Source organism: Kribbella sp. NPDC000426, from assembly GCF_040300265.1.
Classification (GTDB): domain Bacteria; phylum Actinomycetota; class Actinomycetes; order Propionibacteriales; family Kribbellaceae; genus Kribbella.
Window position 1 is genome coordinate 318,097 of record NZ_JBEPDK010000003.1, and the last position, 20,796, is coordinate 338,892.

The window sequence follows — 20,796 nt, forward strand, 5'->3', positions numbered from 1 at the left end:
TTACGGTGATGACCACCGATGATCCAGCCGGAGACGCCGCGGACGGCCCGGCCAGCGGCGCGCACGCGGCGCGGGCGAAGTCGTTCGGCGCCGTCGCGGCCGCGTACGACGCGGGCCGGCCGACGTTCCCGGTCGAGTCGCTGATCTGGATCCTGGGCCCGGGCCGCGGACTGCAGGTCCTCGATCTGGGGGCCGGCACCGGCAAGCTCGCCGCGGTCGCCGCCGAACTCGGCCACGACGTGATCGCGGTCGACCCGTCACAGGAGATGCTCGAGGTCTGCCGCCGGCGCTCCGGTATCGACACGATGGTCGGCGCCGCGGAGTCGATCCCGCTGGCCCACGCCTCGGTCGACGCGGTCATCGTCGGGCAGGCGTTCCACTGGTTCGACCACGCCCGCGCGCTGCCGGAGATCGCCCGTGTCCTGCGGCCGAACGGCGTACTGGGTCTGCTCTGGAACAACGCGGACACCGTGGTGCCGTGGGTCCGCCGGATCTTCCAGGTCATGCAGGGTGACGGCGTCGGCGGCAGCGACCGGTTCGACCCGGTGCCGCTGCTCGACCAGTCGAACCTGTTCACCCCGCCCGAGTTCGCCCGGTTCCGGCACTGGCACGACCTGAACCGCGAGGGCCTGCGGCAGCTGGCCCAGTCGCACTCGCGGGTCGCCGTCCTCAAGGACACCCGGCGCGACCAGGTCCTGGACCAGATCGAGCTGATCTACGAGCACACCGCCCGGCCGCCGGAGGCGCTGCGGATGCCGTACTTCACCGATTGTTTCCGCGCGCACCCCAGCGAGTTCGCCAACTACCGCCGTACCGTCGACGGGCCGGTCGCACCGCATCTCTAGAAACGTTTTGGTTGCGGTCGGTCACAAAACGGAGACTTGCGGCTAACGTGCACCTGTTCGTGTCCGGGCAAAAGGGGATCTGATGGACGACCAGGCGGTGCGCGAGCGGGATAGCCGCGCATACGAGGCTGTGCACGAGGCGGCCGATTTCACCGAGCTGAAACGGCGCTACCGGAACTTCGTGGTGCCGTGGACCATCGCCTTCATGGCCTGGTACCTGGCGTACGTCGCCTGCTGCAACTGGGCCCGCGGCTTCATGAGCCACCGGATCGGCGACAGCCACATCAACGTCGCGCTGATCTTCGGCCTGCTGCAGTTCGTGTCGACGTTTGTGATCGCCGCGCTGTACGGGCGCTTCGCCAACCGCAAGCTCGATCCGCTGGCCCACGGCCTGAACGCCAAGTACAAGAGGGAGCGCCGCCGGTGACCACGCTTCTCGTCCCCCTGGCAACCGAGCCGGGGAACCGGGCGCTGACCATCTCGCTGTTCACTGCGGTCGTTGCCGTGACGCTCTACATCACCTGGTGGGCGTCCCGGCAGAACAAGACCGCGGCCGACTACTACGCCGGCGGCCGCTCGTTCAGCGGCTCGCAGAACGGCCTCGCCGTCGCGGGCGACTACATGTCCGCGGCGTCGTTCCTCGGCATCTCCGGCCAGATCGCGCTCTACGGGTACGACGGCTTCCTGTACTCGATCGGCTTCCTGGTCGCGTGGCTAGTGGCATTGCTCCTAGTTGCAGAGCTACTACGGAACTCGGGCCGCTTCACGATGGCCGACCAGCTCGCGTTCCGGATGAAGCAGCGCCCGGTGCGTACGGCGGCCGCGACCTCGACGATCGTGGTGTCGATCTTCTACCTGCTGGCCCAGATGGTCGGCGCCGGCTCGCTGGTCGGGCTGCTGCTCGGGGTGAAGAGCGAGGGCGTGAAGGCCGCCGTGATCGTCCTGGTCGGCGCGCTGATGATCATCTACGTGACGATCGGCGGCATGAAGGGCACCACCTGGGTGCAGATCGTGAAGGCCGTACTGCTGATGGCCGGCACCGTCGTGATCACGTTCCTCGTACTGCTGAAGTTCCACTTCAACCTCTCGGACCTGCTCGGCTCGGCGGCGGCGAAGTCCGGCCACGGCGAGTCGTTCCTGCAGCCCGGTCTGCTGTATGGCAAGGACCTCACCGGCCAGATCGACTTCCTGTCCCTCGGCCTCGCGCTGGTCCTCGGTACGGCGGGTCTGCCGCACATCCTGATCCGCTTCTACACCGTGCCGGACTCGCGCTCGGCCAGGCGCTCGGTGCAGTGGGCGATCGGCCTGATCGGCGTGTTCTACCTGATGACGCTGGCCCTCGGTTTCGGCGCCGCGGCGCTGCTCGACACCGGCAAGGGTTCGGCGGTGGCCGAGTCCAAGGGCAACGTCGCGTCGCCGTTGCTGGCGGAGTCCGTCGGCGGAGGCGCCGGGTCGATCGGCGGGGCGATCCTGCTGGCGCTGATCGCGGCGGTCGCGTTCGCGACGATCCTCGCGGTGGTCGCCGGGCTCACGCTGACCTCGGCGTCGTCGTTCGCGCACGACCTCTACGCGAACGTCATCGCGAAGGAGAAGCCGTCGGAGAAGTCCGAGCTGCGGGTGGCGCGGTTCGCCGCGGTCGGGATCGGTGCGGTGGCGATCGCGCTGGCGATCCCGGCGCAGAAGCTGAACATCGCGTTCCTGGTCGCGCTGGCGTTCGCGGTCGCGGCCTCGGCGAACCTGCCGGCGCTGCTGTTCAACCTGTTCTGGAAGCGGTTCAACACCGCGGGGGCGACCTGGAGCATCTACGGCGGCCTGATCTCCGCCGTCGTACTGGTCGTGTTCTCGCCGGTGGTGTCCGGCAAGCCGACGTCGATGATCACCGGCGCGGACTTCTCCTGGTTCCCGCTGTCGAACCCGGGCATCGTGTCGATCCCGCTGGGCTTCCTGTTCGGCGTCCTCGGCACGTACCTCGGCCGGGACAGGTCCAGCGAGCAGCGGTACAACGAACTCTCGGTCCGGGCGCTCACCGGCGCCGGTGCGGAGGGTCCCGCCAAGCACTGACACTCGTTCCTCGAAGGCCCGGCTCGCTGCCTGCGAGCCGGGCCTTCGTCGTTCCCGAACCGTTGACGCCTGCGTGATGGTGCCGTAACAATGAGCCATCGCCGCGCAAGAAATGAGCAAGTCAACGAAAGTTTTGGACTCACGCGCGGCAGCTCTTCCCTGACCCGCCCACCAGGAGAGGCCCATGCGTATTCCGAGATGGCGGTTGCTGACCGCCTTGCTGGCTGCGAGTCTCGCGGCGGCACCCCTCGTCCGACCGGCGCCGGCCGCCCAGGCCGCCGTACTCGCCGGACCCAATCTCGCCGCCGGCAAAGCCGCCTCGGCCAGTAGCAGCACCCAGAGCTACGTCGCGTCGAACGTGACCGACGGCATTCAGAGCAGCTACTGGGAGAGCGCGAACAACGCGTTCCCGCAGTGGGTCCAGGTCGACCTCGGCTCGTCGGTCGCGACCAACCAGGTCGTGCTCAAGCTGCCGACCGCGAACTGGGGTGCCCGCGACGAGACCCTCGCGGTCCAGGGCAGCGTGGACGGGCAGAACTTCACCGACCTGTCCGCGTCCGCGGCGCGCACGTTCAGCCCGCCGAACAACACCGTGACGGTCGACTACGGTACGGCGACAACGCGGTACGTCCGGATCCGGATCACCGCGAACACCGGCTGGCCGGCCGGGCAACTGTCCGAGCTCGAGGTCTACGGACCGGCGACCGGTGACACCCAGGCTCCCACCGCCCCGGGCGGCCTGGCCTTCACCGAGCCCGGCGCCGGCCAGATCCGCCTCACCTGGAACGCGTCGACCGACAACGTCGGCGTCACCGGGTACGACGTCTACGCGAACGGTCAGCTGCGCACCAGCGTGACCGGACTGACGTACACCGACAACCAGCCGGCCAACGTGTCGGTGTCGTACTTCGTCCGCGCGAAGGATGCTGCTGGCAACCAATCGGCCAACAGCAACACCGTCACCCGCAACGGCAGTGGCGGACCGGGCAGCAATCTCGCGCTGCACAAGCCGATCACCGCGTCCGGGTACACGTTCACCTACGTGCCGGCGAACGCGAACGACGACGACGTGACGACGTACTGGGAGGGCAACGCCAACCCGGCGACGCTGACCACGCAGCTCGGTGCGAACGCGGATCTGAGCTCGATCGTGGTCCGGCTCAACCCGGACTCGGCGTGGGGCCCGCGCACGCAGACGTTCTCGATCCTCGGTCGGGAGCAGAGCTCGTCGTCGTTCACCACGATCGTTGCCTCCGCGTCGTATGCCTTCAACCCGTCGAGCGGTAACAGCGTCACGATCCCGGTCAGCGCACGGGTTGCCGACGTACGGCTGAACTTCACCGGGAACACCGGCGCGCCGGCCGGGCAGGTCGCCGAGTTGCAGGTGCTCGGCGTACCGGCGCCGAACCCGGACCTCACCTTGTCGGGCGTCAGTTGGACACCGACGTCACCGGTCGAGACCGACGCGATCACGGTCCGCGCGACGGTGAACAACGGCGGTACGGCGGCCTCCGCGGCAACCGACGTGAACTTCTACCTCGGGGCCACCAAGGTCGGTACGGCGGCGGTCGGCGCACTCGCGGCCGGGGCGTCGACGACGGTCAGCGCATCGATCGGAACGCGCGATGCAGGCTCGTACTCGTTGAGCGCGAAGGTCGACGAGGCCAACACGGTGATCGAGCAGAACGACGGGAACAACACCGCCGCCGCCTCCGGGCCTCTCGTGGTGACGCCGGTTGCGAGTTCCGACCTCGTCGCGTCGGCGGTCAACTGGACGCCCGGCAACCCGTCCGCGGGAAACTCCGTCGCCTTCTCGGTTGCTCTGCGCAACCAGGGCAGTGTCGCCTCTGCGTCTGGTGCGCATGGGATCACGCTGACGGTGCTGAACGGGTCGACCGTGGTGACGACGTTGACCGGTTCGTACAACGGCGCGATCGCGGCCGGCGCGACCACGTCAGCCGTTGCTCTTGGCAACTGGACCGCGGCGAACGGCCGGTACACCGTGCGGGTAGTGATTGCGGACGACGCCAACGAGCTGCCGGTGAAGCGGACCAACAACACCAGTGAGCGGCCGCTGTTCGTCGGCCGTGGCGCGAACATGCCTTACGACCACCTCGAGGCCGAGGACGCCTCGGTCGGCGGCGGTGCGGCCGTCATCGGGCCGAACCGGACGATCGGCGACCTGGCCGGTGAAGCGTCCGGCCGGCGTGCGGTGACGCTCAACTCGAACGGCTCGTACGTCGAGTTCACCACGCGGGCGTCGACGAACACGCTGGTCACGCGGTTCTCGATGCCGGACTCGGCGGGTGGCGGCGGCCAGACCTCGTCGATCAGCGTCTATGTGAACGGCAGCTTCGCCAAGACGTTGCCGCTGACCTCGAAGTACGCCTGGCTGTACGGCGCGGAGGCGTCACCGAACAACTCGCCAGGGTCGGGGCCGGCGCGGCACATCTACGACGAAGCCAATCTGATGCTCGACCAGACGTATCCGGCCGGGACGAAGATCCGGCTGCAGAAGGACCCGTCGAACGGTTCGACGTACTCGATCGACTTCATCGACACCGAGGCGGCTTCCGTGATCCCGAATCCGGGCGCGGGATACGTGACGCCGTCCGGATTCACGCAGCAGGACGTGCAGAGCGCGCTCGACCGGGTGCGGCAGGACACCACACTGCAGGGCGTGTACCTGCCGGCGGGTGAATACCAGACGTCGTCGAAGTTCAATGTCTACGGGCGGGCGATTCGGGTCGTCGGCGCGGGACCGTGGTTCACGCGGTTCGTGGCGCCGCAGAGCCAGTCGAACACCGATGTCGGGTTCGATGCGCAGTCGTTGGCGAACGGGTCGACGTTCAGCGGGTTCTCGTACTTCGGGAACTACGACAGCCGTAACGACGGCCCGGGCAAGGTGTTCAACTTCGCCGGTACGTCGAACATGACCATCGACAACATCTGGGTCGAGCACCAGATGTGCCTGTACTGGGGCGCGAACACCGACAACTCGGTGATCAAGAACTCGCGGATCCGGGACACGTTCGCCGACGGCATCAACATGACGAACGGGTCGGCCGGGAACACCGTCAGCAACAACGACGCACGCTCGACCGGCGACGACAGTTTCGCGCTCTTCAACGCCACCGACAACGGCGGCGGGGAGGTCCGGGACAACGTCTTCGAGAACCTGTCCGCGTCCTTGACGTGGCGGGCGGCCGGGTTCGCGGTGTACGGCGGGACCAACAACATCTTCCGCAATCTGTACGCGGCGGACATGCTCACATATCCCGGGATCACGATCAGTTCGCTCGACTTCGGCATTCCGATGAACGGCTTCGGCGCGACGCCGCCGACGGTCTTCGAGAATGCTTCGGTGGTGCGCTCCGGCGGGCATTTCTGGGGTAATCAGGCCTTCCCCGGGGTGTGGATCTTCTCGGCATCGAAGATCTTCCAGGGAATTCGCGTGAATGATCTCGATGTCGTCGATCCGACGTACAGCGGAATCATGTTCCAGACCAACTATGTCGGCGGTCAGCCGCAGTTCCCGGTCGCCGACACCGTCTTCACCGACACCACCATCACCGGAGCCCGAAAGTCCGGCGACGCCTTCGACTCCAAGTCAGGCTTCGCCCTCTGGGCCAACGAACTCCCCGAACCCGGCCAAGGCCCAGCCGTCGGCACCGCCACCTTCAACAACCTGACCCTCACCAACAACGCGGTAGACATCCAAAACACCACCACCACCTTCACCATCACCCGCCACTAACCCAAAGGAGCCGCCGGAGACTCGTCCCCTCCGGCGGCTCCCTCGTGCGCGGACCCGGCTCGTCAACCGTCCGGATGGCTGCCGAGCCAACTTCCAAGGGATTCTCCTATCCCGAGGCATCACCACCATAACGCCTTGTTGTATCCGCATCCGGGGCATTTTCCAATCTGCCCCAGGTTGCCCCGAGATGCCCCGGCGTCACACCGGACAACCGGCCCAGCTACGTGTGAAGCTCAACCCTTGCCACTCAACAAGGCGGGGTAATGCCGATCCACGTGTTCGTCGACGAGAACAAGACTCGGGGATTCCTGATGGTTGGCGCCCGGTGCCCGTCAGGTGACGTCGCGGTCAACCGCAAGGCGCTTCGCGGGTTACTCCTGCCTGGACAGGAACGACTGCATTTCAGGCACGAGACCGATGCGCGCCGCAAACAGATCCTTGACGTCATCGCCGGGCTGCACCTTCTGGTCGACATCTATGCGACCGAGCAAGAGACGCTCGCCAACCGGCGGCGCTGTCTCGAAGCCATCGTTCGCGACACGGCAGCTGATGCCGAGCGCCTCGTGGTCGAGCGGGACGAGTCGACCATTGCGCGGGACCGGGAGACGCTGCACGCCGCATGCCAGCGCTTCGAGTGCTTCGACCTCCGGTGGGAGCTGATGGTGCCGAAGCTGGATCCACTGCTGTGGGTGCCCGATGCCATCGGCTGGGCGTGGGCCCGCGCAGGACACTGGCGCCGCACAGTCGCGACGTTCAGTGGCCTGCGCGACCTCTGAAGAAAGCGCGAGACCCGGCTCACCGACCGTCCGGATGGCTGCCGGGTCCACTTCAAGGGACTCTTCTGTCCACGAGCAAGATCAACTGTAGCCGGAGTTTGTGGGTCGGGGAGCGGTTTTTCGTATCTGCCCCTGGAAACCCCTGGAAACCCCGTTAGAGGTCTTTGGTTATTCGGTTGAGGGCTTGGCCGGCTTTGAGGACCAGGGCTCGGTCGGTTTCGTCGAGGCGGTTGAGGAGGTGGGAGAGTTCTTCGGCGACTTGCTGGCCGGAGGCCTGGACGGTGGCGGCGCCGGCTTCGGTGAGGACTACGGCGGTGGCTCGGCCGTCGACCGGGTCGGGCTCGCGGCGGACCAGGCCGGCCTCTTCGAGGGCGGCGACCGTGGTGGTCGCGGTGGGTTGGGAGCAGGGGACCCGGGTGGCGATCTCGCCGATCCGGATCGGTTGCTCGTCGGCGATCAGCATCAGCGCCAGGAACTGCGTCGGGTGCATGACCGTGGTGGTCCTGCTCCGGCGCAGGTGTCTGACGATCCGGTGCATGCTCACCAGGAGCAGCAGAGTCTCGGCCGCCGCCATGTGCGCCATGTAGATCACCTCCGTCGGGAAGCGCCATCCTGGCACAGGCAGCCAAACAACTCCTACAACGAGAGCCTGATATCTGGGTGATAAAGGTCAATCCAGGTCGCCAGCGACAGCGTCTGCTCCAATTGTCGCCGCCCGGCCGCCTCCACCGCCCGCGCCGCCTGATCGACGCTCTCCCGGTCGACCAACTCGAACACCGGATGCCGATCCGCCACCAGTTCGCGGACCTGGCCCGCCAGCGCCTCGACGTACGCCGGGTCCTGCGTCTGCGGGTACGGCGACTTGCGCCGGTCCACCACCGACTGCGGAAGGACGTCGCTGGTCGCCGCCCGCAGCAGGCTCTTCTCGTACCCGTCGAACGTCTTCATCGACCACGGCGTGTTGTATACGTATTCAACCAGCCGGTGGTCGCAGAACGGCACCCGTACCTCGAGCCCGACCGCCATGCTCATCCGGTCCTTGCGGTCGAGCAGGATCCGCACCATCCGGGTCAGGTGCAGGTAGCAGACCTTCCGCATCGCCCACTCGTCGTCGGACTCGCCCTCGAGCCGCTCGACCTCGCGCACCGCCTCGGCGTACCGGTCCCGCAGGTGACCGCCGAGATCGAGCTGCCTCAGCACGTCCTTCCGGAGCGCGTGGACCTGGCCGGGCTGCCGCCGCGACGCCATGTACGCGATCCACGGGAAGATCGGTCGGTTCCGCACCTCGGGGTCGTGGAACCACAGGTATCCGCCGAACACCTCGTCCGCCGACTCGCCGGACAGCGCGACCGTCGACTGCTCCCGGATCGCCGAGAACAGCAGGTACAGCGAGTTGTAGATGTCCCCGCCGAGCGGCGCGTCGTTCGCCCGGACCACCTTCCGGCGGATCTCCGGATCGGTCAGCACGGCGTTGTCCAGCACGATGTCCGAGTGCTGCGAATGCACCAGATCCGCGACGTCGTGCACGTACGGCGTGTCCGGCGTACCGCGGAGCTCGGTCGGCTGGAAGTTCTCCTCCTGCCCGACGAAGTCGACCGCGAAGCTGCGGACCTTCTTCCCCTCCTCCGCGAGCTGACCGGCCGCGAGCGCGGTGATCGCACTGGAGTCGAGCCCACCCGACAACAGCACACACCGCGGTACGTCGGCCACGAGCTGCCGCCGCGTGATGTCGTCGAGCAGCTCCCGGATGTGCGCGACCGAGGTGTCCTGGTCGTCGGTGTGCTGCCGGGTCTCCAGGCGCCAGTACGTACTGCGGTGGATGCCAGCGCGATCGACCGTGACCACGGTCCCCGGCTCGACCTCGAACATCCCGGCCCACAGCGACTTGCCCGGCGTCTTCGACACCGTGAGCAGCTCGCGCAGGCCGTCGACCTCGACAACGGCCGGTACGGCGGGGTTGGCCAGGATCGCCTTCGGCTCCGAGCCGAACAGCACGCCGTCCCCGGTCGGGTAGTAGAAGAACGGCTTGATCCCCATCCGGTCGCGGACCATCACCAGGGTCTCGGTCCGCGGGTCCCAGATGGCGAGCGCGTACATCCCGTTCAGCCGCTCGGCGAACGCCGTACCCCACTCGACGTACGCGCGGAGCACGACCTCGGTGTCGGAGTCGGTCGTGAACGCGTGCCCGCGGCGGCGGAGCTCGTCGCGCAGCTCGGTGTAGTTGTAGACCTCACCGCTGTAGACCATCCCGAGCGTGATCGTGCGCCCGTCGTGGGCGACCTCGGTGGTCATCGGCTGCTCGCCGCCGGGGAGGTCGATGACCGCGAGTCTGCGGTGCCCGAGCGCGACGTGCGGCGAGTACCAGGTGCCTCTCGCGTCCGGCCCGCGGCACGACATCGTCTCGGTCATCGCATCGACGACCTCCCGCTTCGCGTCGAGATCCTGCCGGTACGCCACCCACCCGGTGATGCCACACATACGGCCGCTCCTCCGTCTCGCGAGATGCATTCCCTTCCAATGTATTTCTCGCGATGAGTGACACAAGTGTTCGTTTTCGTGACCAAGCTCTCAGAGATGTACGGCGACGACTCCGAGCGCGAACGCGACACCCGCGAGACCGAGCATCGTGGTCGCGAGGACGATCAGCCGGCGCTGAAGCACCGGCAGCTCGGCCGCGGTAGCGAAGATGCGCTGCGGCCAGTGGCGCCACGAGACGTACCAGAAAATGCCGCTGGCGATCAGCAGCAGGACGCCCTTCACGGCATGGATCCACCAGTGGCTGTGATCGATCACCAGCATGAGCAGACCGGTGACCGCGATCGCGCCGACCAGCCCGACCACCTTCCACCGGTTGCCCGAGGCAATCACCGCGGTGAGCTGCTCCCGCCCGTCGTCATCGGCCCCGAAGTACCGCTTCAACTTCGGCTGGACGACGAACAACGAGTAGGCCATCCCACCGACCCAAGCAGCAGCCAACCCGGCATGAACAACCGCCAACCCAGCCACCACTCCGGAGCTCACGCCCCGACAGTAGACCTCAGCAGGTCCGCCGCCGTGAAAGAGTCGCGCAATGGACAACGTGCAGGTGTACCACCGCAGCGGCCAGTGGTGTTCGGGGCGCAGGCTCGACGATGTCGTCGCCTACGACGTGAAGATCCTGCCCCAATATCAGGTCGCCGGACGCCCCACGGTCGACCGCAGCTACCTCCTGCTCAACGAGGGCGTCCAACTGACCAGGCCCGCCGTCTTCGAGGGCCCGGTCGAGGGCTGGTGGTACGTCGACCTCGTCGAAATCGAGCACACCGACACCGGCCTCCTCGTCCACGATCTGTACGTCGACCTGCTGATCCCACCTGCCGCGAACCGCTACCAGGTCCTCGACCTCGACGAGTTCGCCGACGCCCTGCGCGCCGGCCAGATCACCCCGACCCAGTGCGCAACCGTCCTCCACCAAACCCAACAATTCATCAACCGCTACCTCCGCCGCGAGGAGGAAGGACCCATCGGCCCGGGGGCGCCGTTCCCGCCGTCGCGAGTGACGGAACTCGAAGCACTCCCGCCGTTGCTCGTCGAAACGTGAGCAGGCCCCCGGTAAGAACCGAGGGCCTGCTGACTGGCTGAAACCTAGTCTTCGTCGGACTTGCCGGCGGCGAGGTTGGTTTTGATCAGGTCCATGACGGTGGAGTCGGCGAGGGTGGTGACGTCGCCTACCTCGCGGTTCTCGGCGACGTCGCGGAGGAGGCGGCGCATGATCTTGCCGGAGCGGGTCTTGGGGAGCTCGGAGACGACCATGATCTGGCGGGGCTTGGCGATCGGGCCGATCTCCTTGGCGACGTGGTTGCGGAGTTCCTGGACCACGTCGGGGCCGCCGTCACCGGCCTCGGAGCGGAGGATGACGAAGGCCGCGATCGCCTGACCGGTGGTCGGGTCGGACGCGCCGACGACGGCCGCCTCAGCCACCTTCGGGTGCGAGACCAGGGCGGACTCGATCTCGGTCGTCGACAACCGGTGGCCGGACACGTTCATCACGTCGTCGACGCGGCCGAGCAGCCACAGGTCGCCGTCCTCGTCCTTCTTCGCGCCGTCGCCGGCGAAGTACACGCCCGGCCAGCGGGACCAGTAGGTGTCGATGAAGCGCTGGTCGTCGCCCCACAGCGTCCGGAGCATCGACGGCCAGGGCTTGGTGATCACGAGGTACCCACCGGACCCGTCCGGCACCGAGTTGCCCGAGTCGTCCACGACGTCGACCGACACACCCGGGATCGCCCGCATCGCGGCGCCCGGCTTGCCGGCGGTCACACCCGGCAGCGGCGAGATCATGTGCATACCGGTCTCGGTCTGCCACCAGGTGTCGACGACCGGCGCCTTGTTCCCGCCGATGTTCTCGCGGTACCAGATGTACGCCTCGGGGTTGATCGGCTCGCCGACCGACCCGATCACCCGCAGCGTCGACAGGTCGAACTTCGCCGGGATGTCCGCGCCCCACTTCATGAACGTGCGGATCGCGGTCGGAGCGCAGTACAGGATCGAGACCTTGTACTTCTGCACGATCTCCCACCAGCGGCCCTGGTGCGGGGTGTCCGGGGTGCCTTCGTACAGCACGGAGGTGGTCGCGTTCGCGAGGGCGCCGTACACGATGTAGCTGTGGCCGGTGACCCAGCCGATGTCGGCGGCGGTCCAGTACACGTCGGTGTCGGGCTTGAGGTCGAAGACGCCCCACTGCGTGTACGACGTACCGACCAGGTAGCCGCCGGTCGTGTGCAGGATGCCCTTCGGCTTGCCCGTGCTGCCGGACGTGTACATCACGTACAGCGGGTGCTCGGCATCGAAGGCCTCGGGAGTGTGCTCCGCGGACTGCTTGCCGACGAAGTCCTCCCACCACAGGTCGCGGTCCTCGACCATCGCGGTCTCCTGGCCGGTGCGCTTGACCACGAGCACGTTGCGTACGTCGGGGCAGTCCTCCAGCGCGGCGTCCACGGCGGGCTTCAGCGCCGCCGGCGCACCGCGGCGGTACCCGCCGTCAGACGTGATCACGATGCGGGCGTCGCAGTCCAGGATCCGGTCCTTCAGCGCCTCGGACGAGAAGCCGCCGAAGATCACCGTGTGCGGCGCGCCGATCCGGGCGCAGGCGAGCATCGCGACGACCGTCTCCGGGATCATCGGCATGTAGATCGCGACGATCTCGCCGGCCCGGACGTTCAGCTCGAGCAGCGCGTTGGCCGCCTTGCTGACCTCGTCCTTGAGCTGCGCGTAGGTGATCTCGCGGGTGTCACCGGGCTCGCCCTCGAAGTAGTACGCGACCTTGTCGCCGAGACCGTTCTCGACGTGGCGGTCGACGCAGTTGTACGCGGCGTTCAGCTTGCCGTCGGCGTACCACTTGGCGAACGGCGGGTTGCTCCAGTCCAGCGTCTCCGTCGGCTCGGTGGCCCAGGTGATCCGCTTGGCCTGCTCGGCCCAGAACCCCTCCGGGTCGGCCGCGGCCCGCTCGTACGCGTCGGCCTTGAGGTTCGCGTTCGCGGCGAGCTCGGCGGGCGGCTCGAAGCGGCGCTCCTCGTGCATCAGGTTCGACAGCGCCTCGGACTGGGCCTCGGGCTTGGGTGACTCTGCATTCGTCACGTCGACGACTCCTCATCGCTGGCTTCGGCGCGCCGGCGCGCCCGGTTACCTTTCTACCAACGCTGACCCTGCCACGGAACCGGGGTATCGCCGAGTCGTTTCGAATCTGCGCCGAACAGGACCGATTCCGGGCCCGGCGGAGCAGAAATCCGGCGTACGGCGGAACCATCGCGGCCGGGCGTGCATCGGAAAAGATGTGAACGCGATGCAGACCGACTCCCAGCCGACCCCCGTCACCGAGGAACGCCGGAAGATCTCGCGGGCCGCCCGCCGCCGGGTCCACGCTCGCGAACTACGCGTCCGCCGCACTCAGCGAGCGGCTCGCGCCCAGCTGCCGAACGTGTAGTCCCAGTGTCCTGAGTCGGAGGTTCGGCGAGCGATTTCGGTGGTCAGGTGCGTGCATCGTGGTGCTTGGTCAGTGGCCTCGATGCGGAGCATCGTGGGCGCTGGGCAAGTGCCGCGAGGTGCGTGCCTGGGCGCCGAAAGCGCCGTCGAACCTCCGACTCAGGACACTAGAGATCCTGGTGGTAGCCCAGGAGCTTGGTGAGGATCGTGGTCAGCCGCGCACGGTCGGTGGCCGACAGCGGCGCGAAGATCTCTTCCTGCGCCTTGCCGACCAGGTTCGTCAGCCGCTTGTACTGCCGCTTGCCGGCCGTCGTGATCGTGATGATGTTGCGCCGGGCATCGGCCGGGTCCGGGCTGCGTTCGACGTACCCCTCGCCCTCCAGCTCGTTGAGCGCGGCAACTACGTCGCTGCGGTCGATGCAGCTGCGCCGCCCGAGCTCTGCCTGACTGGCCGGACCGAACTCCACCAGGGTCGCCAGCAGCCGGAAGTGGTACGCCCGCGCACCCCCGGCGGCGAACGACTCGGTGACGATCCGGTGCGCCTGGGCCGCGCTCTGGGTCAGCAGCCAGCTCGGCAACTGAGTCAGGGCGGTCGGAGTCTGCTCGTCCACCCGGGCAGTCTAAGCGGAGACAGGTTCGTCCCCGGTGAACCCAGCGTTGGCAGCACCTACGATTCGCCCGCCGGCGTCGTTGCGGTGAGCAAGATTCCTGCCTGGCGAGCCTGCGGTCGCCAGAAATAGTGGTCTAGTCGGGTTGCTCGCGGGCCGGGGAGCCGGGGCGATAGGTTCGGGGTATGGCTGGGGCTGAGGAGTACTTCGGTAAGGCGTTGGCAGTCGCGCACCAGGCGGCCGAGACGCAGCTCGGGGCGATCCGGGTGGCCGCCGGGCTGGTCGCGGAGGCGCTGGCCGGCGGGAAGCGGTTCTGGGTGTTCGGGACCGGGCACAGCCACCTGCTGGCCGAGGAGCTGTACGGACGCGCCGGCGGGCTGGCCGACGTACGGGCGATTCTCGAACCCGGGCTGATGCTGCACGAGGGGCTGGAGAAGAGCTCGCTGCTCGAACGGCTGCCCGGTCTGGCCGAGGTTCTGCTGGAGATCAACCAACTGGAGTCCGGCGATGTCGTACTGATCGCCTCGAACTCGGGCCGGAACGCCGTACCTGTCGAGTTCGCTCTGGGTGCACGGCAGCGGGGTGCCCTGGTGATCGCGCTGACGTCTCTCGCCCACACCACGGCGACGACGTCCCGCGCGCCGGGCGGACAGCGGTTGTTCGAGACCGCGGACGTGGTGATCGACAACTGCGGCGTACCGGGTGATGCGTTGATCGAGGTCCCGGGGTCGCCGGAGCTCACCGGCGCCACGTCGACGATGGTCGGCGCGATGCTCGTCCAGGCACTGACCGTCGAGATCGTCACCCGCTTGGTGGAACGCGGCGAGACCCCGAACGTTATGCGCAGTTTGAACGTCTAGACAGTCATGAAGCAGTTCCTTCTGCAGATGTCCGGTATTCCAGGATCCGGGAAGTCCACGATCGCGCGGCAGGTCGGCACGCGGTACGGCGCTGTCGTGGTCGACCTCGATGTCATCCGGAGCGCGGCCCTCGACGGCGGCGTACCGGTCGAGGAGAGCGGTCCGGTCGCCTATCCGGTCATGTTCGCCCTGGCACGGAACCTTCTGGATCAAGGCTTCAACGTCGTCATCGACAGCCCCTGCGGGTACGACGAGATTCTGGTGACGGGCCGGGCGATGGCTGATGAGCGGGGGGTCGCTTACAAGTACGTGGAGGCCGACACGGACGACCTCACGTTGATCGACGAGCGCCTCACTTCCCGGGCGCCGCTGCGAAGCCAACGCCGGGGCATCAATCTCCACGCCGTCGACGCAGGCGGGGCGGACGCTGATGGCGAACAGCTGTTCCAAGCCTGGCTCCTACGCACGAAGCGCCCACCCGACGGCTACCTACGGGTCGACGCCACCAAGCCAATAGACGTGATCCTTGCGGAGGTCGGCACTTACCTCGAGCTTTAGCCGGGAGTAGCTGCCCCGCGTGCTACGCAGCCGCCTCTCGTCGCCCTGCTCCTCGGCGCGGCCGCTCCGCGCGCCCCACCCACCCCCCGGCTACCGCCGGTGCATCCTTTCCGGCTACCGCCGGCTTCTTCCGACTATCGCCGAGTTCTGCCGGCTGCCGCCGGGTTCTTGGGGCTGTCGCCCGGTTACCGGCTCATCGCCCGATCTGCCGGCTGCCGCCGGGTTCTTCCGGCTATCGCCCGGTTACCGGCTCATCGCCGGGCCTGCCGGCTACCGCCGGGTTCTTCCGGCTACCGCCGGGTTCTTGGGGCTGTCGCCCGGTTACCGGCTCATCGCCGGGCCTGCCTGCTATCGCTGGGTCCTTCCGGCTTATCGCCGGGTTCGTCCAGTTGCCGCCGGGGTTCCGGCTTATCGCCAGACGTGCCGACTGCCGCCGGCGAGTTGAGCGCAGTCGCCTGCGGTTCGCGCGCTGCCGCTCGCGCAGCGACCGCAGGGGGTTCTCAGGCTTGGGGACAGACCAAACCCTTTATAGCCGCTCGGCAATCAGCCGAGGAGCTAGCAGCCACACGCGAGCGCCAGCGAGCACGGCGGCCGCAGCCGTAGCCCGGGCGACCGCCGGAAGAGATGCACCGGGACGAGTTCGCGACACCTGCCCGGCCCGACCCCAGCACTCACACGCGAGCGCGAGCGAGCAAACGCGGCGGCAGCCGGAAGTCCCAGCGATAGCTGGAAGGGATGCACCGGCGATGAGCCGGGGGTGGGTGGGCAGCGCGCGGAGCTGACGCGCCGAGGAGCGGAGCGACGAGAAACGGCTGCGTAGCGCGCGGAGGTTGACCGCAGGAGTTCAGCTCAGGTGGCGCGGTAGGCGACGGTGATGTCGTAGCGGTCCGAGCGGTACACCGAGCGGCCGAATTCGATGACCTGGTCGGTGGCGGTTCGGGGGGCGACGGTGATGATGAGGCAGGGGGTCGAGTTGTCGATCTCGAGGAGTTCGGCGTCGCCGGGCTCGGGTGGGGCGGCGACGATCGAGGCGGAGACCATGCCGAGGGTTACGCCGTACCGGGTGGAGAGTTCGGTGTAGAGGGACTTCTCGGCGAAGTCGATCTCGTCGAGGCCGGGGTAGCGCTGCAGGGAGAGGGCGGTGCGCTCGATCGCCATCGGGTCGCCGTCTGCGGTGCGGAGGCGGACCAGGTGCAGGACGGGGGTGCCGATCGGCTCTTCGAGCTCGCGGGCGAGGTCCTCGTCGGCGGCGCCGACGCGGTGTTCGAGGACCTTGGCGCCAGGCTGGATACCGCGGTTGATCATGTCCTGGCTGAACGACGAGGCGAGCATCCGCGACGGGCGGGGCTCGGCGACGAAGGTGCCGCCGCCGGGGCGACGGTTGGCCAGGCCTTCGGCCACGACCCGGTCCACTTCCTGCCGGACCGTCATCCGGGCGACGCCGAAGCGCTCGGCCAGGACGCGCTCGGACGGCAGCACGGTACCGACGGCCAGCGAGCGGGTGAGGTTCTCCAGAATCTCGCGAATCTGGTCACCCTTCGGACGATCGGGCCGCAGCTCGGTAGGGAGCTCGGCGAGATCGCCGGGGTTGTTCCGTGGGCGGGCCATGAGCTCAAGTATCCCTGGGAATCTGCCCGGCAAACCGGTTGCCGGGGTACGCGGGCCGCGGTCAGTCGTACCGCGCAAGACGTTCGCGACGACTTTGTCCCGAACGACCTTGTCAGCCCGACTGTAACGTCCAGTGCCGTCTCACGGCCAGTGACCATCCACAGCCTCAGCCAATTACCAGCAGGGGTAGTTTTACCGTTATGACCCCGGGACAGTTCGTGCAGGAGACGTCGTCGGCCGGCGAATGGAAGCGGCAGGGCAACAGGTTCACCGGCCGCATCACGAGGGACTCGACCTCGAAACCCGGCGAAGGCCCGGACGATCAAGGTCGCTGGCCGGTCGAGCCGGGCCGGTACCGGCTGGTCGTCAGCCTGGCCTGCCCCTGGGCGCACCGCTCCGTCATCGTCCGCCGGCTGCTCGGCCTGGAGGACGCGATCAGCCTCGCGATCGTCGACCCGATCCGCGACGAGCGCGGCTGGCGGTTCACCCTCGACGCTGATGACACGGACCCCGTCCTCGGCATCAAGTTCCTCTCCGAGGCATACCTGCGCACGGACCCGACGTACGACGGACGCGTGACCGTGCCTGCCATCGTCGACACGAAGACCGGCGACGTGGTCACGAACGACTACCCGCAGATCACGCTCGACCTCTCAACGGAGTGGACCGACTTCCACAAACCCGGCGCCCCGCAGCTGATCCCGCCGGATCGCGCGGAGATGGACGTACTGATCGACGAGATCTACCGCGACGTGAACAACGGCGTCTACCGCTGCGGTTTCGCCACCAGCCAGGAGGCGTACGACGAGGCGTACGACGCCCTCTTCGCGCGGCTCGACGTACTCGAGGAGCGGCTGAAAGACCGCGACTACCTGCTGGGAGACACGCTTCGCGAGGTGGACATCCGGCTGTTCACGACACTGGTTCGCTTCGACGCGGTGTACCACGGCCACTTCAAGTGCAACCGGCAGAAGCTGACCGAGTTCCCCAACCTGTGGGCGTACGCGCGCCGCCTGTACCAGCGCCCGGGCTTCGGCGAGACGGTCGACTTCGACCAGATCAAGCGGCACTACTACGTCACCCACGAGAACATCAACCCGACCGGCATCGTCCCGAAGGGCCCTGATCCGCGCGTCTGGATCAGCTAGCCAGCGCCGCCAGTGCAGCAGTGACCGCCGACCTCAGCTGGGAACGGGTCGCACCGGATCGTGACCGCAGGTTCACCGCGTATGCGAGCAGCGTGAGCAGCTCCGCCGCGCCCTCCACCTCGACCCCGGACCGCAACTCCTCGTTGCTCTGAGCAACCGTCAAGGCGGCGGCGAGCGCATCCCGCAGTACGGCGTGATGCTCCGCGAGCACCGTCCGTACCGCTTCCGGCGGGTTCTCGGCGTTCGCGTTCGCCATCATGCAGCCCCATCCGGCGTACTCCCCCGAGAGCCGCAGCCGCAGCAGCCGGTCGAAGAACGCACGGACCGCCCCCAGCCCGCGACCGTCCGCGGCCAGTTGGTCGAACATCGGCCGCGACCGGTGCTCGAGGTAGCGCCGGGCCGCCGCCGCATACAGGTCGTCCTTGCCACCGAAGGCGTTGTACAGACTCGAGCGGCTCAGCCCGGTCGCGGCCACCACGTCCTGGATCCCGGTGGCCGCGCTCCCACGACGCCAGAACAACTGCTCGACCGTGGCCAGCGCTTCCGCCTCGTCGAAGTGTTTGACATCCGCCACACCCGGCATCATATCTTGGAACGACCGATCCAAGATATGAGGAGTCGTGATGATCGACGTACTGGTGCTCGACGTCAACGAGACCCTGACGAACATGGAGCCGCTCCGGGACGGGTTCGAGGCCGTGGGCCTGCCCCGGCACAGCCTCGACGCGTGGTTCGCGGCGACACTGCGGGACGGGTTCGCGCTGACCGCGGTCGATGCGTACGCCGACTTCCGCGAGCTCGCCGCCGAACTCCTGGAGGCGCAGCTGATCGCGGCCGGGATCGAGCCGAACGACGAGACGGTCACGAGCGTGCTGTCCGGATTCACCCGCCTGCCGCTGCACCCGGACGTCGAACCGGGGCTGCGCCGGATCCACGAGGCCGGCATCCGCATCGTCACGCTGACGAACGGGTCCGCGGCGATGTCGAAGGAGGTCTTCGAGAAGGGCGGGATCATGCCGTTCCTCGAGCACCGCCTCGAGGTGGCCACGCCGCAGCGCTGGAAGCCGCACCCGGACGCCTACCGGTACGCCGCGGACGTGTGCGCGGTGCCGGTGGAACGGATGGCGCTCGCCGCGGTCCACCCCTGGGACATCGACGGCGCGCGCCGGGCCGGGCTGAACGGGTTCTACCTCGACCGGCGGCACACGCCGTACCCCAAGTCGTTCCTCGCGCCGGACCTCGTCGTTCCCGATTTCGAAGCCCTGGCCGCGGAGATCACCAGGTAGAATCGGTCACCGGGTGTGCCGGGAAGTCTGGTCGGCGTCCGTCCGACCGACCCCGAAATGAAGGGCCGACATGAGCCAGCACCCGCGGATCCGGCAGAAGAAGCGCGCATTCCCCCGCATCCTCGGGCGTGAACGCGCGTTCCTCGCAGACACGCTGCGTGCTGAGACCACCGGCGGCCTGTTGTTGCTCGCGGCCACTGTTGTCGCGCTGGCCTGGGCGAACTCCCCCTGGCAGGACGCGTACCACCACCTCCGCGACGCCCAGCTCGGCCCGCTGACGGTCGAGGCCTGGGCGTCCGACGGCGCGCTGGCGTTGTTCTTCTACCTGGCCGGTGTCGAGCTGAAGCGTGAACTCGTCGTCGGCACCTTGTCGAAGCTCAACGAGGCCGTCGTACCGGTGGTCGCGGCGATCTCCGGAATGGTGCTCCCGGCAATCATCTACTTGATCACGAACCTGGTCGCGGACGACGGCAAGCCGCACGGCTGGGCGGTTCCGACCGCGACCGATATCGCGTTCGCGCTGGCCGTGCTGGCGATAGTCGGGTCGTCGCTGCCAAGTGCGCTGCGGGCCTTTCTGCTCACGCTGGCGGTGGTGGACGATTTCGGCGCGATCCTCGTGATCGCGGTGTTCTTCTCGCACGGCTTCCACCTGCTCTCGCTGCTTGCCGCGGTCGCCCTGATCGCGCTCTGGTATCTCCTCCAGCGACGCCGCGTCCGTACGCCGTTCCTGTACGTGCCAATCGCGCTCGCGACCTGGTGGTTCATGCACGAGTCGGGGATCCACGCGACGATCGCCGGCGTCGCGCTCGGGCTGGTCACTCGCGTCGTCGCGGATCCCGGCGAGAAGCACGCCCCGGCGGAGCGGATCGAGCACCGCCTGCGGCCGTGGTCGGCGGGCGTCGCCGTACCGGTGTTCGCCCTGTTCGCAGCAGGCGTCACGTTGAGCGGGACCGCGATACGGCAGATGCTGACCGACCCGGTCGCGATCGGCGTGGTCGCGGGGCTGCTGGTCGGCAAATCCCTCGGGGTGTTCGGCGGGTCCTGGCTGACCGCACGCTTCACGCGGGCCGAGCTGAACTCCGACCTCGCCTGGCGAGACGTCGCCGCGGTCTCCGTGCTGGCGGGCATCGGTTTCACGGTCGCGCTGCTGATCGCCCAGCTCGCGTTCGGATCGGACGCGGCGCAGGTCGAACGCGCCAAGGCCGCCGTACTGGTCGCCTCGGTCCTCGCCGCGCTGATCGCCGCCGGCCTGCTGGCTCGCCGAAACCGCGCGTACGCGGATTGACCTCGGGTACGGACGGTAGTGTCAGGCTACGGACGTGTGGGAA

Annotated in this window: 19 protein-coding genes; 12 read left to right on the forward strand and 7 right to left on the reverse strand. The window is 67.9% G+C overall.

The genetic code is table 11. The features are described 5' to 3' along the window. The first annotated feature begins 8 nt into the window (after positions 1–8). The 5 genes from ABT313_RS15260 (at position 9) to ABT313_RS15280 (ending at position 7,439) form a co-directional block, all read left to right on the forward strand. Positions 9–845 (forward strand): methyltransferase domain-containing protein, encoded by an 837-nt coding sequence (locus ABT313_RS15260; protein WP_350852978.1) that lies wholly within the window; start codon positions 9–11, stop codon positions 843–845. Positions 846–927: 82 nt separating this feature from the next. Next, the gene (locus ABT313_RS15265; RefSeq protein ID WP_350852981.1) at positions 928–1,272 is read left to right on the forward strand and encodes a DUF485 domain-containing protein; all 345 of its coding nucleotides are present in this window, start codon (positions 928–930) and stop codon (positions 1,270–1,272) included. After that, complete coding sequence (locus tag ABT313_RS15270) at positions 1,269–2,906, forward strand: monocarboxylic acid transporter (RefSeq protein WP_350852984.1); 1,638 nt, start codon at positions 1,269–1,271, stop codon at positions 2,904–2,906. The genes ABT313_RS15265 and ABT313_RS15270 overlap by 4 nt, the downstream gene beginning before the upstream one ends. A gap of 184 nt (positions 2,907–3,090) precedes the next feature. Further along, complete coding sequence (locus ABT313_RS15275; protein WP_350852987.1) at positions 3,091–6,663, forward strand: discoidin domain-containing protein; 3,573 nt, start codon at positions 3,091–3,093, stop codon at positions 6,661–6,663. 275 nt (positions 6,664–6,938) lie between these two features. Further along, a complete protein-coding gene (locus ABT313_RS15280; protein WP_350852990.1) occupies positions 6,939–7,439 on the forward strand; it encodes a hypothetical protein in 501 nt (166 codons plus the stop codon). 154 nt (positions 7,440–7,593) lie between these two features. On the opposite strand, the gene ABT313_RS15285 is transcribed toward ABT313_RS15280, so the two are convergent. The 3 genes from ABT313_RS15285 to ABT313_RS15295 all read right to left on the reverse strand — a co-directional run bounded on the left by ABT313_RS15285 (position 7,594) and on the right by ABT313_RS15295 (position 10,460). Beyond that, entirely contained in the window at positions 7,594–8,022 is a 429-nt protein-coding gene (locus ABT313_RS15285) for a MarR family winged helix-turn-helix transcriptional regulator (protein ID WP_350852992.1), read from the reverse strand. A gap of 53 nt (positions 8,023–8,075) precedes the next feature. Beyond that, positions 8,076–9,917: an asparagine synthase (glutamine-hydrolyzing) gene (asnB, locus tag ABT313_RS15290; protein ID WP_350852995.1), complete on the reverse strand. Its 1,842-nt coding sequence runs from the start codon at positions 9,915–9,917 to the stop codon at positions 8,076–8,078. 90 nt (positions 9,918–10,007) lie between these two features. Then, positions 10,008–10,460, reverse strand: a complete 453-nt coding sequence (locus tag ABT313_RS15295) for a hypothetical protein (protein ID WP_350852998.1) — start codon at positions 10,458–10,460, stop codon at positions 10,008–10,010. Between the two features lie 49 nt (positions 10,461–10,509). On the opposite strand from ABT313_RS15295, the gene ABT313_RS15300 reads away from it, so the two are divergent. After that, positions 10,510–11,019 carry a DUF402 domain-containing protein gene (locus ABT313_RS15300; protein WP_350853001.1) on the forward strand — a complete coding sequence of 170 codons (510 nt, stop codon included), beginning with the start codon at positions 10,510–10,512 and terminating at the stop codon, positions 11,017–11,019. Between the two features lie 44 nt (positions 11,020–11,063). Here ABT313_RS15300 and acs read toward each other — a convergent pair whose 3' ends face one another. After that, on the reverse strand, positions 11,064–12,998 hold the full coding sequence (gene acs, locus ABT313_RS15305) for an acetate--CoA ligase (protein ID WP_350855098.1): 1,935 nt from the start codon (positions 12,996–12,998) through the stop codon (positions 11,064–11,066). 262 nt (positions 12,999–13,260) lie between these two features. Between acs and ABT313_RS15310 the strand changes: the two genes are divergently transcribed. Then, complete coding sequence (locus ABT313_RS15310; RefSeq protein WP_350853004.1) at positions 13,261–13,401, forward strand: hypothetical protein; 141 nt, start codon at positions 13,261–13,263, stop codon at positions 13,399–13,401. Between the two features lie 166 nt (positions 13,402–13,567). Here the strand turns inward: ABT313_RS15310 and ABT313_RS15315 are convergent, their stop codons facing one another. After that, positions 13,568–14,011 carry a MarR family winged helix-turn-helix transcriptional regulator gene (locus tag ABT313_RS15315; RefSeq protein WP_350853007.1) on the reverse strand — a complete coding sequence of 148 codons (444 nt, stop codon included), beginning with the start codon at positions 14,009–14,011 and terminating at the stop codon, positions 13,568–13,570. A 182-nt stretch (positions 14,012–14,193) separates the two neighbouring features. Between ABT313_RS15315 and ABT313_RS15320 the strand changes: the two genes are divergently transcribed. Both ABT313_RS15320 and ABT313_RS15325 read left to right on the forward strand, forming a co-directional pair. Continuing rightward, entirely contained in the window at positions 14,194–14,868 is a 675-nt protein-coding gene (locus ABT313_RS15320) for an SIS domain-containing protein (RefSeq protein WP_350853010.1), read from the forward strand. 6 nt (positions 14,869–14,874) lie between these two features. After that, positions 14,875–15,426 carry a P-loop nucleotide/nucleoside kinase family protein gene (locus ABT313_RS15325; RefSeq protein WP_350853012.1) on the forward strand — a complete coding sequence of 184 codons (552 nt, stop codon included), beginning with the start codon at positions 14,875–14,877 and terminating at the stop codon, positions 15,424–15,426. 849 nt (positions 15,427–16,275) lie between these two features. On the opposite strand, the gene ABT313_RS15330 is transcribed toward ABT313_RS15325, so the two are convergent. Next, the gene (locus ABT313_RS15330; protein WP_350853015.1) at positions 16,276–17,034 is read right to left on the reverse strand and encodes a GntR family transcriptional regulator; all 759 of its coding nucleotides are present in this window, start codon (positions 17,032–17,034) and stop codon (positions 16,276–16,278) included. A gap of 200 nt (positions 17,035–17,234) precedes the next feature. On the opposite strand from ABT313_RS15330, the gene ABT313_RS15335 reads away from it, so the two are divergent. Further along, complete coding sequence (locus ABT313_RS15335; RefSeq protein WP_350853018.1) at positions 17,235–18,182, forward strand: glutathione S-transferase family protein; 948 nt, start codon at positions 17,235–17,237, stop codon at positions 18,180–18,182. On the opposite strand, the gene ABT313_RS15340 is transcribed toward ABT313_RS15335, so the two are convergent. After that, positions 18,175–18,765 carry a TetR/AcrR family transcriptional regulator gene (locus ABT313_RS15340; RefSeq protein WP_350855101.1) on the reverse strand — a complete coding sequence of 197 codons (591 nt, stop codon included), beginning with the start codon at positions 18,763–18,765 and terminating at the stop codon, positions 18,175–18,177. The genes ABT313_RS15335 and ABT313_RS15340 overlap by 8 nt on opposite strands. Positions 18,766–18,805: 40 nt before the next feature. Here ABT313_RS15340 and ABT313_RS15345 point away from each other — a divergent pair, with 40 nt between their 5' ends. After that, a complete protein-coding gene (locus ABT313_RS15345) occupies positions 18,806–19,468 on the forward strand; it encodes a haloacid dehalogenase type II (RefSeq protein WP_350853021.1) in 663 nt (220 codons plus the stop codon). Between the two features lie 70 nt (positions 19,469–19,538). Next, positions 19,539–20,753 (forward strand): Na+/H+ antiporter NhaA, encoded by a 1,215-nt coding sequence (gene nhaA / locus ABT313_RS15350; protein ID WP_350853024.1) that lies wholly within the window; start codon positions 19,539–19,541, stop codon positions 20,751–20,753. The last annotated feature ends 43 nt before the right edge of the window (positions 20,754–20,796 follow it).

Excerpts from the sequence above, each read along its gene's own strand:
- ABT313_RS15260 (WP_350852978.1), top strand. The coding sequence starts at position 9 with ATGACCACCGATGATCCAGCCGGAGACGCCGCGGACGGCCCGGCCAGC.
- ABT313_RS15265 (WP_350852981.1), top strand. The coding sequence starts at position 928 with ATGGACGACCAGGCGGTGCGCGAGCGGGATAGCCGCGCATACGAGGCT.
- ABT313_RS15275 (WP_350852987.1), top strand. The coding sequence starts at position 3,091 with ATGCGTATTCCGAGATGGCGGTTGCTGACCGCCTTGCTGGCTGCGAGT.
- ABT313_RS15285 (WP_350852992.1), bottom strand. The coding sequence starts at position 8,022 with ATGGCGCACATGGCGGCGGCCGAGACTCTGCTGCTCCTGGTGAGCATG.
- asnB (WP_350852995.1), bottom strand. The coding sequence starts at position 9,917 with ATGTGTGGCATCACCGGGTGGGTGGCGTACCGGCAGGATCTCGACGCG.
- ABT313_RS15300 (WP_350853001.1), top strand. The coding sequence starts at position 10,510 with ATGGACAACGTGCAGGTGTACCACCGCAGCGGCCAGTGGTGTTCGGGG.
- acs (WP_350855098.1), bottom strand. The coding sequence starts at position 12,998 with ATGCACGAGGAGCGCCGCTTCGAGCCGCCCGCCGAGCTCGCCGCGAAC.
- ABT313_RS15310 (WP_350853004.1), top strand. The coding sequence starts at position 13,261 with ATGCAGACCGACTCCCAGCCGACCCCCGTCACCGAGGAACGCCGGAAG.
- ABT313_RS15320 (WP_350853010.1), top strand. The coding sequence starts at position 14,194 with ATGGCTGGGGCTGAGGAGTACTTCGGTAAGGCGTTGGCAGTCGCGCAC.
- ABT313_RS15325 (WP_350853012.1), top strand. The coding sequence starts at position 14,875 with ATGAAGCAGTTCCTTCTGCAGATGTCCGGTATTCCAGGATCCGGGAAG.
- ABT313_RS15330 (WP_350853015.1), bottom strand. The coding sequence starts at position 17,034 with ATGGCCCGCCCACGGAACAACCCCGGCGATCTCGCCGAGCTCCCTACC.
- ABT313_RS15335 (WP_350853018.1), top strand. The coding sequence starts at position 17,235 with ATGACCCCGGGACAGTTCGTGCAGGAGACGTCGTCGGCCGGCGAATGG.
- ABT313_RS15340 (WP_350855101.1), bottom strand. The coding sequence starts at position 18,765 with ATGCCGGGTGTGGCGGATGTCAAACACTTCGACGAGGCGGAAGCGCTG.
- ABT313_RS15345 (WP_350853021.1), top strand. The coding sequence starts at position 18,806 with ATGATCGACGTACTGGTGCTCGACGTCAACGAGACCCTGACGAACATG.
- nhaA (WP_350853024.1), top strand. The coding sequence starts at position 19,539 with ATGAGCCAGCACCCGCGGATCCGGCAGAAGAAGCGCGCATTCCCCCGC.